The organism is Methylotuvimicrobium sp., from assembly GCF_050611805.1.
Lineage (GTDB): Bacteria > Pseudomonadota > Gammaproteobacteria > Methylococcales > Methylomonadaceae > Methylotuvimicrobium.
This window is the reverse complement of the sequence record NZ_JBNGHF010000017.1, coordinates 26,700-42,750: the sequence shown is the minus strand read 5'-3', so window position 1 is coordinate 42,750 and position 16,051 is coordinate 26,700. Positions and strand designations below refer to the sequence as shown.

Genomic DNA, 16,051 nt, shown 5'->3' with positions numbered 1-16,051 from the left:
TTTTGGGTGCTAATCAACAAAAGGCTCTAAAGTTTCACGAGATTTATCCGTGAATTCAGCAATGATAACGACATTCGTCAGTGTAATGAGCAGAAAACCGTTGAGTTAGCTGTCAAAAACCGACACTAATCGGCCTTTGAGCTAAATTTTTTGTATGACGGCAGACTGCAGAAAACTAGACATTCATAACATTCTTTAGGAAGATCATTTCTTCATTGAAATTTTCCAGACTTGGCGATCATACAGAAATGAATGTTATCCCGTTTACCATCACAAACTTTTAGACAACAATTACCAAATTTATCTCATTTCAGGTATATGATATCTCGGTCCAGATAATCATTTGATGGCTCCGAAAATGCGAAGCCATCGGGTCGAATAACGAGCGTACAACATGAAAAAAAATCGTCAATCAGGTAAACTCGCCATCAATCGAATCAAGTCAGACGCTAAACGCGCTCCTTATTCGACCCGTTATGTGCGCTAGAACGGTTAAAATGTGTCACGTCTGGAACTTCATCAAGATACGATTTGATTTATTTATTCATAAGGAAAACAACATGGAAAAGTTTAAGCTCTACTTCATATTTAGTTTAATTTTTACTGCTTCTTCGCCTTCATGGTCAGCAGTAATTTCGTATGACATATCGGGTTTTTATTCCGAAACGTATAATTCAAATATTCTTGGTCTTGCTGTAAACCCAGAAAACAACGAGATATTTTTCTCCTCGCTAAGCTACAGAGGAGGTGATAATTTTTGGAGGCTTAATAGCTCTGGTGAATTAATTGATTCATCAAGAGTGGATTATGATTACGGTACAGCAGGCAACCTTGGTGAGTTAGTATTTGGTATTGGAGGCAGTTTGTTTGCAAGCGCTACATATTATGATGTATCAACTAGAACGGTTACACATTCTTTGCTTGAACTAACAACCGACGGTAGTGTAGTGAGCAATTCAAGCATGAGTAATACAGCTGGGTTGACATACAATACTGATGAGAGCAGTTTAATGGCTTTATCAGGTGTCTTTGGGAGTGGGGCGCACCCAGAAGAAACAGTGCTGATTTCTAATGATGGATTGATATCGAGCTACTTTTCACTTGTTGATGATCGTTACCCTTATGATCTCGCATACAATGCCATTAACTCTAATTTATACACGGTTCTTGGTGGCATCCTAAATGAGTACACCCTTGACACAAGTGGATATGATTTGATCAATCAATTTGACCTTACGCTTCTACCTGGCGTAAGCGGTGCTAGCCTAGCTATCGATATTAATCAGGCTACTGGGCGTTTTTATATTCAAAACAACAATCGAAGAATTGTGAGTTTTGAGCGCTCTGATTTGACTGTATATGTGGAGCCAGATGATCCTGTCATTACTGTTCCAGAACCTCCAGTACTCGCCCTAATCGTTGCTGGTATTGTTGGTTTAGGTTTTTTACCTCGCAACGCAAGCAGTAATCTTAAATTTCATTAAATGATTGCTAATCAAAAAACATCCTACGGTATAGCTTTTAGTTTTCAAATGTCAGCGGTGTTTCGTAAGCACAATCAACAAACGTCATTTTATGTGCCATCTCAATAAAAAACACATAACAATGGCCTGCACACGGAATCGCTACGCTCCGCTATCCGGTGAGGCTGAGCGTTAGCTGTTTGTAACGAGATTATTGTGGCAAAGAAAACCTCTAGACAAGCAATTGAAAAAAGGATCAAAAGATCGCTTCAGTGCTTACAAGAAGGTGATGCCGAAGACGCAATATTTAATATTGCACCAATCATTGATGTGGTGGCCAAAGAAAGACATAAAGACAAGAAAATGGTTGGCGATCGTATAAAGGCCTTTATTTTTGATGAACAATATCTTCTTTACTATATATCAACCCAGGGAAAAATACGTTTGCCTGATGGTGTCAAAATAAAACTGGTTAACTGGGAAACTGACGAGCCAGTTGGAGGGGTTGGAGGAGAATTAGCTGATTTCATCTACCACAATATACGGTGCGCTCAAACTCATGATGCTGAAATTGATTATGATCTTATAGACTTTGGTAGAAATTTCGGTATCGGTAGACTTAAATTCGAAGGCGATGGTGGTGAATTGGTGCCAGGTGTATTCATTATTTCTAACGCAACAGTATTAGCACTTATACTTTCGGTGATTTGCGCTCCTGAGAATAGAGGAATAAGGTTAGGCGGCGATATGACTCTATACAATAAAGTATCGTTTGAACTAGCTAAATTAGTTGGGAATAAAAAATATCTAATGGATAAATTAGATGATCTATTCAAAGAAAACAGCTAACAAGAAAATAAAGCCGACCTAAAAAACGCGCGGCTTATTTAGGGGGTTTGACGTCCAGTGGTACGGAAACGTACGTTAGAGTCTATGTTAAGGCGCAATTAACAGCCGGTGGTTTTTTATTTTCAACTCATTCGATTGGATGCTTTGTATTTAGATAAACCTACCGATGCAAGTATGGCAGCAGTAACAAAAGTAATGAAAAATAAAATCATTAGTTTGCCTATAGAGAGCGCATTGGAGGCGATTAATGATTTACCAAGTATCGCGAGACCGGCAATAAGTATTAATAAAAAAACATAGGTACTAAAGGTGCATCGTTTTTTTGGGACAAAAGATAAAAAATTGTGCTAAAAAACCCTCCCAAAAAAAAGGATGCAAAGCCAAATATGATAACTAAAACCAAACTCTCACTCCTTCTTTTGTCATTACTGGGTGCATTTAAACAAACGACACCAAAGTCCCATAGGATTTTTTCAACGCCACATTCGGCATAGCTTTGAACCGATTTAGAGCTTCCCAATTTTAGTCCAATTCCCAGTCCGGATTTCAATATCGGTGACACCAATACCATTCTCATACAATGCCCTTATTTTTTCCGTATCAATGGTGCTTTCTATTATCCGCCAAAATCCGGTAAACACTGGCCTCACCGATGTTAAGCTGCCGGGCAATCTGCGTTTTGGTTACGCCATTGGCCGCGAGATCAACGACTTCCTGGCGCAGTCCGGTGGCCAAGGGCTTTCGGCCTTTATACTTGCCCGCGGCTTTTGCCTTGGCGACGCCTTCCCGCTGCCTCTCCAGCATGATTTCCCGCTCGAATTGAGCGACGCCGCCCAAGACGGTCAGCATCAGCTTGCCGGTGGGCGTCTGCGTATCCATGCCCAGGTTAAGAATACGCAGGCCGGCCTGCTTTTGTTCCAGCGTCTGAATAATGGCCATGAGATCCGCCACCGATCGGGCTAACCGGTCCAGCTTTGTCACGACCAAGACATCGCTTTCTCGGGTAAATTCCAAGGCCGCTTCTAACTGAGCCCGGACGGCAACCGAGGAAACCTGTTCCTGGAATATTTTTTTGCACTGAGCCGCTTCGAGTTCTCGTAGCTGTGCTTCAAGCCCTGCAATTTGTTCAGTGGTCGACGTTCTGGCGTAACCGATAATCATGTTTCTCTCAATAGAGTATTAAATGCTGTGATAGAGTACCTATCATAATGCAAATAAAGGTCTATTGATAGGCTTTTAAGCGGGGTTGTGACTCTATCTTTAGATCAAGGTCTATTGAGAGTGTTAATGTATAGAGGGGCGCAGATACTGATTTATAGTTGTGATGTCGGCGCCCGGGAAGAGATGATTTAGTGAGCTGTTCGATCATCGCGAAGGACGCGAACTATTTGATGCGGGCGATTCACGACCGGATGCCGGTGATTCTGGCGTCTGGGGATTGGGGGACCTAGCTCGGTGCGGAGGCCAAGGATGTGAGAGGCCTGCAATTTCTGCTGAAGCCGTACCCGAAAGAAGGCATGACGGCCCTGGCAGGTCAGTACCAAGCTTCAACAGCCGCGTGTGTAGAGGCGGTGACCTATTAGTGCCGCAGAAACATTGGTCTTGAGGTCTTTCTTTCGCGCCGCATAACAAATTTACCGGTACATAGAGCGATTGGCTCCACAAGCTAAACACTTGTAATACGGTCCATACTTTCCATTTCTATCGGTAACAATGCCTCCACAAATGTGGCACATTTCCGCAGCTTCTCCTTTGTCCCATTTCCAGAGTAAAAAGGTAGAATATAAAAAAGTGATGCAGGCGACCCCCAACAGCAACAGGCTTACCCACCATAGCGCCATATATAAAACATTAAACATATAGGGAGTAGCCGTCGCCGCTTGCAAAATATCTTCAGCTATCAGCACGATAAATGTGCCCACCAAAAACAATAAAGGCATCGCATACAGTCGTAAAAGCATTTTGTTTTGATGACTTAGACCGAACAAATCTAACATTGTTTTTTTCTCCCGCTTATCTATAAGTTATTTTCGCAAAACATCAATTGCACTGAATTTTGTCCGATGAGTGTTACATGTAATCCTTCGGGTGCTTCAGCATATCCAACTATAATCATAATGAATCTGTTTAAATCATGGATTGATTTATTGAAGCAATCCTGCATATTACGATAATCCTCTTGCGATGGTTGAGGGGCAGCTTCTGGATGGGTATGCCAATCTCCAACGAAGTGTAGTCCGCATGAATATCGTTTTCGAATTTCCTGCTGCTGTAGCCATCTGCTTGGGTGGAAATTGTATCGATTACGTCGATCACACCATTTAGGAGGTGTTGCTTCAACGATAATTGTGTCATCTCCTTCAAATTGAGCGAAAAGCTGGCCTCCCGCTTCTTTACTTCTTGGTGCGATTTGACGATAGTGATTCATTGTCTTCAGTGCAGCGTCCGATAAAACTACCGTAGAACCACCCGGTGTTAGCACATAGCGTAAGCTCAACAACTGCCTCCACACTCAGGACAATTAGTATCATTATGGATTGGTATTTCAGCCAATCTTCCGCCAGCGCCAGGGTCGCCATATGCTTCAACCCAAGAAACACTCCATTTTCCACCAGATCTGTCAAGAAGCTTGCTTGAACCTATCCATACTCGATACGTAGAGCATGTAAGCTGATGAAACAATACATCTAACGCTAAATCGGCAATAAGTGCATGTGCGTGAGTAAGCTCAATGGCACCATAAGGCTGAAAATGTCCCCCGCATAATGGTACTGGCAACGTTGTTTCTTGATCATGCCAATCAGTTACTGATAAACGAGGTTTACCTAAGCTATCAACGATACAACGCAAGCAAGACGATTTTGGAAATAGTGCTACTGCGTGCCCAGCGGCTGCGTGTGGCTCGAGCCAACCATAAAGAATTGGTGGAATAGCGCTTGATTCTAAAGCCATCGCGTTCAGTTGGCTTTCGGCACCCCAATCACCAATTGTCGAAATAATAAGATCCGCGGATTGAAGTTTTTCCTGGTATTTATGGAAAAATTCTCCGCAAGTTTGAGCGATGCCTTCGATGTTTAGATGTGGAAAGCGCTTGAGAAGGGACTTTGCTAGAGCAACGGCTTTGTTATTGTTGATTGCGTCGGCCCCAAGCACATGCCGGCTTGTGTTTTCGGGCTGGATTAGTTCAGGGTCAACGAGTGTGATATTACCCACTCCGGATTTGGCCATAAGTTCAGCAATTGAGCTGCCAATTGAGCCTATGCCAAAAATAATAATCGACTTGCACTGCAATAACTCAATTTGCTGGTTATGATCGCGACCATGAACCTAGGCCGCATCATAGCGCTTGGTATAAGCGCCATTGATCGGCGCGGAACGATAACGCATAAGCATGATATCTTTTGGTGGTTGCTTACGGTAACCGTTGTAAAGCGCTTTGCCTGTACGCCGATGTTGAACAATCTCACCTATTCTAAGTCCAGCAAAGCCTACGCCGCGGTGTCCGGCGAACCCCAGCAGTATAGTTTTATACTTGGCGCTCTCGTCAAGAAGCAATTGCTGAAGCATGCTTTTTGCATGTTCATCGTTTCCAAGAAGGTCGATCAAGGCTCCGGCTGTGGCTGGATATTCAGACGGTCGTAGAGGACGGGGTAACCAAAGCAATGGAATAGGCTGGGGCGATATTGTCTTTTCCTTGTTGTGTCCATAGAGGTTCTGCAACCAGTGCCGTAATGTCGTATCGTCCTCTGCAATAATGGCACCTAGAGTGCTATGCCATGAGCTTACCCAACGGGATGGGCCCACTGGTTGGCACAATACACTTATTTTTGGTGCGTTTTTTATCCAGCGTTCCCAGTAGCTATTAAATTCATCTTCGAATTCATCGAATCCTTCGCTTAAAAGGCTGTCGAGTACCAACTTACGGGCGCTTTCAAGCAGTGTGAGTACCACTGACTCAATATCTTCAAGCGAATGGGCTGCCGATTCAGGGAGGAGACAAAGAATCCCTTTATTCTCCAGGTGCGGCCAAGTCAAAATTTTCGGTACTGGCGCAACCGCCACGCGAGGCGGCTTGAAGGGAAAGTCTTTGGATAAAAGCAGTCGGAGCCGATAATCCGAACCCTCGCAAAGACTAGGTATTTCCCAACCAATACTAAATCCCATTTTGTATACGCTGAGTTCTTGAGCAGAGAGCACACGGACATCGTTTAGATGCCCGAGTAATATCTCCACGCGATCGATCGCTTGTATATAGCGCGCTTCAAGCAAATCGACCTCCACCGCGTTTGTCGACTGCTTGGGGATCCTTGTGAGTCGCAATTAAGTTGGAAAGGATACTCGCGTTTGTTGTCGAGGATGCTTTTTCAGTTTCTTCTTTACAACGAGCCGAGAAAAAATCCGTGTCATATACCTTGTCCCATGCAGTAAGCGCGTCTTTACGTGTGCAGTTCGGGTTATCGAGACTTTCTAGGTCTTTCAAAGCCTGCTCCAGTTTATCCCGAAGAAATTGTGTACCTTTGTCGTTTGGCCCAGCAGTCAACATCGCCCCTGGAGTGACCGGGTGTTGGACTTCTAAATCATTCAAAAGCCGATTATAGATGCTTCGCATGGTGTCACGCAGCGATTTATCCTCGCGATCTTTATTGGCCATGTAACATTCTTCGGCAAGCTTCGTGATAGTGAAGCCGCTTGCGATTTGTTCTTTCCAATCTTCTCGACTACGAGCGAATTTTTTTAGCAGGCGTACGATTCGGCGGAATTGGCGCCCGTTATTTTCGTCGGGACTCTTCAAACTATTCGTGTCATAGAACCATGTTTCAACATCCGCAGCACGGGACACTACCCATTCATCGCCACAAGCTAATTCGTATTCCCCATCAGATTCCCGGGTGCGGTATATCGGCATGTCCACATGGTAGCCTTCATTGTAAAAGATACGTACGCATGTTTTTTTAACTTCTGGCTGTTTATTAAAACGTCCGTCTTGGAGGGCATCACAAACCATTTGACGTACATCCACTGGCGCCATGTCATTGCCATCCTCGTCGCGAAGTGATACTTGGGGGTAGTAAACCCCATCATCGATGTCGTAGTCATTCTTTGGGTCTTGCACCATCGTGAGCATAGCGTAAGAACCTTGCTTGATGAATTTCTCTGGAATAGGTTTCTCATTTGCTTTCAAACGGGTTTTCAACCGATCTCTGTTGGCATTTCGGCGGTCACGCATCGCTGTGCGTTGCGACTGAATGAGCGTGACTTTATCATTATGGAAAGCCAAAATATCGTTTGCACAGTTGTGCATTGCTGTTCTCCTTAATCAGGTTGTCAATGGTGGCATGTCGTTAAACAAAGCTTCGATCATTTTGCCTTCGGCGGTGCCTTGCTGGATACCGCTGTTGGTCATATCAGCATCATGACGTGCCTGTCGCATGAGTGCTTCAAGCCCTTTTCCTCTGGTCTCATCTAGATCGAGGTATTGAAGCAAGTCTCCCGGTATTTTCTCGGCAGGAAATCGGACAATCCTCACTGTTCGTTTAAGATGTGGCAACAAAAGTTTTGCGACCATATCAAAGGCAAACTCTTGAGCGGCGATTGAAACATTTGCCGCACCTCCACCAAATTTCCATTCCAATAGGCCGCGGTGCGCTTCATCCTTTTGGATGACCTCACCTTCTGGCTTACCACAACTACCAAGGGAATAAATTTCAATCTCCTCTTCACGATCCCCTAAAATCCGCAACGATTCAACCAAGGCTACGATGACGGGGTTATTAGCCCATAAGCCTCCATCGGCAAAAATATCGCAGCCGCCATCAGTCGTGTGATCAATTGCGGCAAGGGAGCGAAAAAGAGGTGCCGCGCTGCTAGCCAGACAAATATTAGCCAGCGTATAGTTATCATCGCGGTGATTGGATTTTGTATCGTGTGGTGTTTTGAAAACCCATGCTCGGTAGGTAGACATGTTTACGGCCGGCACCGCTAGGGCAATTCTCCTTTCCTCCCAGATTTGACGAACTGTTGTCCCCTGAAACACCTCCGTTAGCGCTTGTCGTAAAGCTTCATCGCCTTTCTTTAAATATTTCGAGCGTTTGCACATTTGGTCTATAAGATCCCAACTAAAACCAGAAGGCATTTTCTTTGGGAAAATTTTAGGGCCATGTTCCCGATATAACTGCACCATCTCGGTCGGTCGTACACCTTTGGCAAGCCCACAACCGATAATGGCACCAGTACTGGTGCCCACGATAAGTTGAAAGGCTTTCCCAATATCCAGTCCTTGTGGATATTGCCGACGTTCGGAGAAAGCCTTTTCTAATGATTCTAAATACGTCGAGGTATAAATACCCCTCATGCCCCCACCATCAATACTTAAAACCCTAAATGCCATTTATACATTCTCGTTTGGTCGGAAATTTACACTTAGCTGCTGCCATGTAATAGTTATTCCCATTGTTCTTGATCCCAATTTTCTGATTAACTTAACCACATTAACCAGAAATCAATAAAATTAACGGATTCGATAATATATGAACTCAACGCCGCCAGATTCGGCTATATCTTCTCGACGTAATAGAAATCCCTGATCCCAAAGCTGCTTAAACTTCATACTGGCATTTGCAATTGGAATATCAGTAGAAGCTGCAAATTCCGCAGCCCTAGTTCGCTCTCGTTGCAAAGCATAATTAAAAGCTTCGAGACTTCCTTGCTTTGGAGATATTCCAATTACTTTGGGATTTTTCCCTTCCCATACCATTATCGGTTGTTCTTTACGTGATGCAGCCGCATCCCAGTTTTCTAAGATGTCTTGATCACTGAGATCGGAAAAGTAAAAACCTTTTTTGCCGCGAAAGCGACGACACAGTTCCACTATCGTTTCCGACGCAAAAGAAATATCAACTCTTCTGACACCTTCGGTTGAAATTTTAAAAATCAAATTCCCAGGACGAGATTCAACAAAGTCAATTAATCTCTGATAAACCTTACGTCCTTGATCACGCCCCCAACCGTCTGGCGAATCCATAAAATCACGTAAAATAATCGTTTTTGAATTCTCGTTCATTTAACGTATTTAATCAGATTTAGCGGATTTGTCAAGTTTGAACGCAAAACAAATATGTGTGCCCCATATTAACGGAAGGTTTTCATAACAATGTGCAATGTTTGGTTTATATCCCTCGATCCCTGGTGTAAGCAATACTCGAATATTTGGGAGTCTAACATCGAGCTCTCCAGCGTATTTCATTGCTTTCTCCGCACTCCCTTTAAGCCCACACCCACGATCGGTTCCATGACGAGATATTCCTTGCCTAAATATCTCAACCAATAAATCAATGTCAGATAAGTCTTTTAATGCCGGAAATTCTGTTTTTAGCGATGGCCTAAGTGTCTCCATAATGCCAAGACCGCTATCAGAAACAGCAACTTTTACAGTGCCACCGCGAGGGTAAACCTGCAAGGCGGCATAACCATCGAGTTGAGTGCTACTATGCGAAAAAATGTTATCAATCAATTCAGCGAAAATAGTCCAGCACGAGTTAACCAAATCAATGGCATCACGTCGATTTGCGCATGAACCCATCATTGCTTCAGTAAGACGCGTTGGAAGATTATCGTCCCTGGAATTTGGACTAATGCCAGCAATTTCAACAAGCGCTGAATTCGTGCCGGCGTAGACTTCTGCCCCTGAAAATGATGGCCGCGAAGGAGAAACTTCGACTTCTTGGGCTAGATGGTCAAAAAAGCCCATACGATTAAGATAACCCATCGTTCCGGCCTCTCCTTCCTCAAAATCAATACGAACACGACGAGTAGAAAGATTCAGTTGATTACATAGGGATAAAAGCCTAACAGCGCTATCCACCATGATCTTGCAACCAGCTGGAAAGCGAAAAATTACTTCATAAACATCAATGCCATGAGGATTTCCCCCATCTTCAATGGATTTTTCCAAAACAGAGGCATCAATCCATTTTGGTGGGAAACTAATTTCGCATATCACAATTCCTAATCCTTAGATCCAGACCTACTCAAACTCCGCATTTCCAAACTTCAAAACATGGCAATTTTCCCGGACTGTTCTTTGAACGGATTCATCAAAGCCGTCTTTCGACTTCGCCCGAATTTCCACTGAGATTTCGACATCCACTCCCACTCTGGCCGTAAACTGCTGAACGACCTCATCGACGATAGTGGCAAAGTCCATTTTTGCCTTGATAGGATCGAGATCAAGCGTGCCGTAGAACTGTTTTTTTGTCGCCTGCGTTGGCGTTGGTGTCACGGTTGGCGGTACCACTGGCGGTGTTTCTTTCACGCCATCGCCAGCCCCGCCGCCTTTAGTTTCTGGCTCTGGTTGCGGCTTAGGCTTGGTCAATTCTTTGTATTGATACGCAGATTCCTTCTCGATCAAAAGCGCATCTTCATCAATAGTTACCAATGCCGGACGACCAAAGGCGAAACCTAGATACTTGTCGCCGTCCTTGCCAGCGGCATAACCGAAAAAGTCCTCTGTCTCCAAACCTTGTGAAATTGCCATCTCGAACACATGACTATTCACCAGCCGAGGAAAATAAAGGTAGCAATTAAAATCCTGCCAAACTTTTAAGGCGCTAACTTCCTTAACACCGTCCTTAAAATAATATTGTTGCAAAACATTTAGCAGATGCTTTGGAGACCATGCGGTTATTAACCAGTCTTCTTCCCGCAATTTGTTTTCAATCTCTTGGATAAGATTTTGCGCGGCCGTGGAAACTGGAAGCGCTTCCCAAGTCACTGTCGGCTTACCTTTGACGATTTCTTCGGATGGACAAATCAGCCACTTATAGGTGTCCCGCACCATTCTTAATAAGGTGTTATCGGCATCCTCTTTGAGCTTTTTGGCTTGTTTGACCTGTATGGTATCCAGGACTAATTTTTCAGAATCGATATCCGAAACAATGGATAACCAGGCCAGAAAACTCTTGGCTTGCTCGCGCAACCGGCTGACCACATCATAATCAGGCGCTAGAAAAATCAAGCGATTTTGCTTTTGTCTGGGTTGATCGCCGCGATTTCTCAAAATGGCATCGGCCGAAGAATACGCAGTTTTAGTTGCGCCCTTGCTAAAAGCGGCATTCGGCGGCAACACCACCAAACGTGGGCCGGTACCATAATCATCCGGAACATCCGCAGACGCCGTAAAAATATGAATACCGGAAAAAATATTACCCTTTGCTATCACGCGATTGATGCGATCTTTCAATAGCGGCAATACATCATCGTTTTCATTGAAACGCTGTTTGCGCGTCTCCATTTCCCGCCGGAGGTTCGGCGTAATATCAAACCAAAAGCGGTTATTTTCATGATTGATGTAGTTGAGCTTGTCTAACAGATGCTTCAAGGCATCTTTATAGTGGCCAATGGTTTGCTCAGGCTGAGCGACACCTAAAAGAATATGCGTCAGGTCCAGGCCTTTAATCATTTTCCCAGCAGAACCCGGCGCACTACCCAGGAATAAAGTTCTGCCTAATCTGCGCCCAGCCTGGATTTTGCCAAATATGGGTTGTCGGTCTAATTCGGCCGGACGGGAGTGTTCGCCATCAATATCCTGATCAATTACCGGATCCCAACCTTGCGGTAGAAAATCCAAACATTTATTCCGTACTGTAGCGTCATACAAGGGCAGGTTACCCGGCATGATCATCAAGTCGGCATTGTTATCTTTCCAAAGCCGATGAACGATTTGCGCCATCAACTGCAACACGCCGCGAGTCCGTTGGAAACGGGCTAACGTAGACCAGTCTTCATAAAGCCTATCGAAGATTTCTGGATGAATCGGATAGGCTTGTTTCATGCGATCAAAGTAGCGGCCTTCCTGTGTTTCATTGGGCAATTCCATTTTATTGGCGACATAAAACTCCGCAAACGACCGGCACACATCTTCCATCGATAATTGATCATCAATGCGGTCAAACAAGCGTCGCCGAACAATGCTAAACGCTTCATCCTTGGAAACCGGCTTCCAGATTTTATGCAAACGGCGAAAGTAATTTTCCAATTCGGCGAGAACTACCTGCCCCCGGCCCTCACCGGCATTATGAGAATCCGGCAGTGATGCTAACATAATCGCATGGGGTACCGACTTAATCCCTTCGGTTAATGCTTGGATAAACGTCATATTGGTTTCGAAGGTTCCGGCCTTATAACTTCTGCCTTCCTGAAACTGACGATAGAACGCCACCAACTCGTCCATCAAAATGACACAAGGCGACGCCTGAGACAGCAGCTCTATAACGGTATCTTTATCCGGAGACGTGCCATTTTCATCAGCATTACGAATCTTTTCATAAGCTTCCTCCCCGCCCAATTGCCAGGCTAATTCGCCCCACAAGGTATGGCAATGGATAGCGCCGTGCGCTTTGGGTTCTGAAACGCTGAAGTTGATGCCGTCGATAACGGCAATACGGGCTTTGGGTAATTCGGTGATGCCGGCCGCATCGACAATCACCGACACGCCATTGAGCTCACCAACCGACCGTTCGCCTTTAGCCAGGTGATAGACAGCCAGCATAGTATGGGTTTTGCCCCCACCAAACGCGGTTTGCAGTTGAATAACCGGATCGCCACCTTGTCCTGACAAACGTTTAACGACGCTATCCAATAACAATGCCATACCTTCGGTGATATAGGTTCTGGCAAAGAACTGCGCCGGATCTTGATATTCAGGCGTAGCCTTACCCTGATGAACTTGCGAAATATCGGCAGCGAATTCGGACTCTTGAAACGTGCCTTTCAAGACATCCTGATGAGGTACTGCAATCTCACGCCAAGGTTTAATCGTCATTACAGTTTTTCCTTACAGTTATTCTTCTATCCAGCTAGTTTGCGTACCGCGATGACCTGCATCATGCGATGCACCGACAATGCCATGCCAGGATGTAATCAGTTCGTTATAGGCGCGGGCTTCTTCCGCCCATTTTTTGCGTTCGCACAGGGTATAAAGGTGATAAGCGAGTTGGCGGATCTGTTCGCCTTTATCCGGTATACGAGCGAGTAATTGACCTGCTTCGGTTTCGCCTTTTTGGTTCAACGCTCTGATTAAGTGATGACAGGCTTCCCAAATAGGCATCCGGTGATCGGTCTTGGGATCCCAATCGCCCGGATAGTCTTCCCACTTCATCAGCTTCACTTTGCCGCTGCCGGACTCAATCACGCCGGATTTTTTGACACCATCCACCGTCGTCCCTTTAGCCCGAGTCAAAGTATCGGCTTCACCAAACGGCCCAGCACTCCAGCCATATTGATCAAACCAGGACGAACAAAACAGTGTGTCATTATCAAAGTTTCCAGAATCGGGATTTAGGTAATCGGTGATTTCGCGGTTAATCAGGATCAGTGCTTCATGTACGCTCATTGGCGTGCCATCCTGATTCAGAACCGATTGATATTGCGAGAATATGCCCATACCAGGGCCAATCGCGGCTTGTGCCAAATCTACTGGAGCAATTGGTGTTGATCCTTCAACACCGCCAATCATTGTTTCCAGGGATTCCGGCATTTTTTCACGGAGTTCTTTTTGGAATTGGCGGCGTGAAATGGTTTCTGCATCTTGATCGCGTTTTTGGCAAACCAAAACAATCGAAGAGGCCAGCGCATTCGTACCGGAACCAATCATACGATTACCCATTTCAGTTCGCATAGGCCAAGTTCCAGTAATGGCAAAACCGGCTCGAAGAACTGCCTCTAAGAAAGTTTCCCATCCAGTAGAGGATGTCCCAGATTCCTTTGTTTCTGCCTGTTTGAAGGCATAATAGATTGTAACTGGGAATGCAGGATGAGCTTGTTCTGCGAGATTATGAATAGCTCGCGTCATGCCATCCATAAAGAAATTTTCGGCTTTCTCTTTTGAACCGTGTCTATAGGGCGTAGCGACTAATTCTTCTGCTTTGGGAACCGCTAACGTTGCAAACAAATCAGGATAAATTGATTTTAATGAACGCCGCATCCAGACATAAAAGAAATCGGATAAATCAGCATAGCCGATGTTGTCATAATACGGCGGATCTGTAGAAACAACCTTTCCTTCAGAAATTCGTTGTGTGGATGCGTCTTGTTGCAACACATTTGCTTTTTTAGGTTTTATCGCTTCTTTGTCTAAAATTCGCATCATATTGTTCAAAGTAACAATATAATCCCCCATTGAATTTGCAAATACATTTGGCTCTGTAAAATCCCATGTCATTGGTATTGCTTGTCTCGTAAACATATGAATAGCCTGATTCATCGATGGCTTCCAAGTAACAATAGTATTTAAACTATCACTCAATTTACTGACAGCTATTCCCAAATAAACAACCACAGCTTCCCCATAAGCTGTAGCGCCGCTTCCGCCTTGATCCAATCCTTTGCCATCATCTTCCATTCCCGCTTTCTTGGCATCTAAAATGATTTGGTCGCGTGCTTCCTGCACCAAATCGGAAAAGGTCGTTAGAGCGACGAGTTGGCGGGGGGTGAACAGATGTTTGAAGTGGGTCATGCCATATAAAGGCGTAAACATAGAACGTTTATCGGGAGCAATTTCTGCTTCTGGCATCCACTCCGGTTGCGCTTGATCGGCAATCGCTTCCATTTCTGTAGTTGGTGGCAAATAAACCCGGCCATTTTTGCCTTCGGCGACAATCGCTATCAGTCGCTGTCCCATTCGACCGGCTTTGCCTTCACCTTTGATATGTTCCCCGGTCATCGGCGTATCGGAAAGGATACATTTGAAGTTAGCGCCACGAGATAGCTTGGTGCCGTCTTTTGCCCAAGCGGGGAACTTACCGGTTCGAACAGAAAATCGGTAACTATCATCTTCAACGATAGGTTCAATCCAGGCCTCTTTTCCTGCCTTACTCGATAAAACAAAACTGGATGCTAAAGGCACATGCACATGACTAAATGCCGGATTCGAGCTCTTTACAGTTCTTGCCCACAGCCAGGCAATAACGGTTAATTTCTGCCCAGTAAGTCCTTTTAAATCTGGCCGCTCTTTCGCCAGTTCATCGGTAATTTCAACCTGCGGATAAAGATGGCCAATACGCTTGAAAGCTTCTTCACGCATCCAGTGGCCGTAACGTCTTACATCTTCGGCTAAGCCTTGTGCACCCGCCCAATCGTCGGTCTGATTGACATGCTCGCCCTTAATCACAGGCCCAACCGGTGCACGACCAGCAAACTTCGGCGGAATCTCGATCATCGCCTTGTTGATCATTACTGCAACCGGATTCAAATCCGAGGCGTAGGATTCCAGACCGAGGCGCTGGGCTTCCAACGGTAATGCCCCACCACCGGCAAAAGGATCATGAAAGGCCGGCAACTTTTCAGGATCAAAGCCCGGTTTGCCTTTATTGAGTTCACAAGTTTCCCGCCAGCTTTTGCGAATGGCTTCACGGGCACGGTTCAATACCGTTTCGTTATTGGTGTTTTCCCATTTCACCAAGTCGCGAATAATGTCGAACAGTTTTTCCCGTTCCTGATCGGCTTGCTTACGGGTTTTCCCGGAGAAATAGCCCCGCTCACCGCCTGGATCGTTGACCATTTGCGCAAAGATCACCGCCCGTGCGGCCGCCAGAGGCCGCCTTGCCCACCATAAATGCAGAGTCGATGGATGACCGTGGCGAATCGATTTTTCCCGTGCCGCCGCTACATTAATGTCATCCAATGGCAACGCCACTTCGATCAGTTTTTTGGGCGCTTTGATGTTTGAACTCATGTGTCTTAGT

Annotated in this window: 15 protein-coding genes; 4 read left to right on the top strand and 11 right to left on the bottom strand. The window is 45.2% G+C overall.

Going from position 1 to position 16,051, the window contains the following annotated elements; translation table 11 throughout:
• Positions 1-560: 560 nt before the first annotated feature.
• From ACRJJO_RS10470 to ACRJJO_RS10460, 3 genes are all read left to right on the top strand, one after another.
• The gene (locus tag ACRJJO_RS10470) at positions 561-1,484 is read left to right on the top strand and encodes a hypothetical protein (RefSeq protein ID WP_431065707.1); all 924 of its coding nucleotides are present in this window, start codon (positions 561-563) and stop codon (positions 1,482-1,484) included.
• 195 nt (positions 1,485-1,679) lie between these two features.
• Positions 1,680-2,312, top strand: coding sequence for a hypothetical protein (locus ACRJJO_RS10465; protein WP_431065706.1), 633 nt, complete (start codon positions 1,680-1,682; stop codon positions 2,310-2,312).
• Positions 2,313-2,456: 144 nt separating this feature from the next.
• Positions 2,457-2,612: a hypothetical protein gene (locus ACRJJO_RS10460; RefSeq protein ID WP_431065705.1), complete on the top strand. Its 156-nt coding sequence runs from the start codon at positions 2,457-2,459 to the stop codon at positions 2,610-2,612.
• A 300-nt stretch (positions 2,613-2,912) separates the two neighbouring features.
• On the opposite strand, the gene ACRJJO_RS10455 is transcribed toward ACRJJO_RS10460, so the two are convergent.
• Positions 2,913-3,473 (bottom strand): recombinase family protein, encoded by a 561-nt coding sequence (locus ACRJJO_RS10455; protein WP_431065704.1) that lies wholly within the window; start codon positions 3,471-3,473, stop codon positions 2,913-2,915.
• A 191-nt stretch (positions 3,474-3,664) separates the two neighbouring features.
• On the opposite strand from ACRJJO_RS10455, the gene ACRJJO_RS10450 reads away from it, so the two are divergent.
• Positions 3,665-3,763: an SOS response-associated peptidase family protein gene (locus ACRJJO_RS10450; protein WP_431065703.1), complete on the top strand. Its 99-nt coding sequence runs from the start codon at positions 3,665-3,667 to the stop codon at positions 3,761-3,763.
• Between the two features lie 183 nt (positions 3,764-3,946).
• Here ACRJJO_RS10450 and ACRJJO_RS10445 read toward each other — a convergent pair whose 3' ends face one another.
• The 10 genes from ACRJJO_RS10445 to ACRJJO_RS10400 all read right to left on the bottom strand — a co-directional run bounded on the left by ACRJJO_RS10445 (position 3,947) and on the right by ACRJJO_RS10400 (position 16,041).
• Positions 3,947-4,309, bottom strand: coding sequence for a hypothetical protein (locus ACRJJO_RS10445; protein WP_431065702.1), 363 nt, complete (start codon positions 4,307-4,309; stop codon positions 3,947-3,949).
• 20 nt (positions 4,310-4,329) lie between these two features.
• Positions 4,330-4,809, bottom strand: a complete 480-nt coding sequence (locus ACRJJO_RS10440; RefSeq protein ID WP_431065701.1) for a Mov34/MPN/PAD-1 family protein — start codon at positions 4,807-4,809, stop codon at positions 4,330-4,332.
• A complete protein-coding gene (locus ACRJJO_RS10435) occupies positions 4,806-5,603 on the bottom strand; it encodes a ThiF family adenylyltransferase (protein WP_431065700.1) in 798 nt (265 codons plus the stop codon). The genes ACRJJO_RS10440 and ACRJJO_RS10435 overlap by 4 nt, the downstream gene beginning before the upstream one ends.
• Positions 5,604-5,639: 36 nt before the next feature.
• Positions 5,640-6,581 carry an E2/UBC family protein gene (locus tag ACRJJO_RS10430; protein WP_431065699.1) on the bottom strand — a complete coding sequence of 314 codons (942 nt, stop codon included), beginning with the start codon at positions 6,579-6,581 and terminating at the stop codon, positions 5,640-5,642.
• The gene (locus ACRJJO_RS10425) at positions 6,574-7,614 is read right to left on the bottom strand and encodes a cyclic GMP-AMP synthase DncV-like nucleotidyltransferase (protein WP_431065698.1); all 1,041 of its coding nucleotides are present in this window, start codon (positions 7,612-7,614) and stop codon (positions 6,574-6,576) included. The genes ACRJJO_RS10430 and ACRJJO_RS10425 overlap by 8 nt, the downstream gene beginning before the upstream one ends.
• Before the next feature lie 15 nt (positions 7,615-7,629).
• A complete protein-coding gene (locus tag ACRJJO_RS10420) occupies positions 7,630-8,700 on the bottom strand; it encodes a CBASS cGAMP-activated phospholipase (RefSeq protein ID WP_431065697.1) in 1,071 nt (356 codons plus the stop codon).
• A 120-nt stretch (positions 8,701-8,820) separates the two neighbouring features.
• A complete protein-coding gene (locus ACRJJO_RS10415) occupies positions 8,821-9,372 on the bottom strand; it encodes a hypothetical protein (protein ID WP_431065696.1) in 552 nt (183 codons plus the stop codon).
• 9 nt (positions 9,373-9,381) lie between these two features.
• Positions 9,382-10,311 (bottom strand): hypothetical protein, encoded by a 930-nt coding sequence (locus tag ACRJJO_RS10410; protein ID WP_431065695.1) that lies wholly within the window; start codon positions 10,309-10,311, stop codon positions 9,382-9,384.
• A 24-nt stretch (positions 10,312-10,335) separates the two neighbouring features.
• Positions 10,336-13,131: an ATP-binding protein gene (locus tag ACRJJO_RS10405; protein WP_431065694.1), complete on the bottom strand. Its 2,796-nt coding sequence runs from the start codon at positions 13,129-13,131 to the stop codon at positions 10,336-10,338.
• An 18-nt stretch (positions 13,132-13,149) separates the two neighbouring features.
• On the bottom strand, positions 13,150-16,041 hold the full coding sequence (locus tag ACRJJO_RS10400; RefSeq protein WP_431065693.1) for a DUF1156 domain-containing protein: 2,892 nt from the start codon (positions 16,039-16,041) through the stop codon (positions 13,150-13,152).
• Positions 16,042-16,051 lie beyond the last annotated feature (10 nt).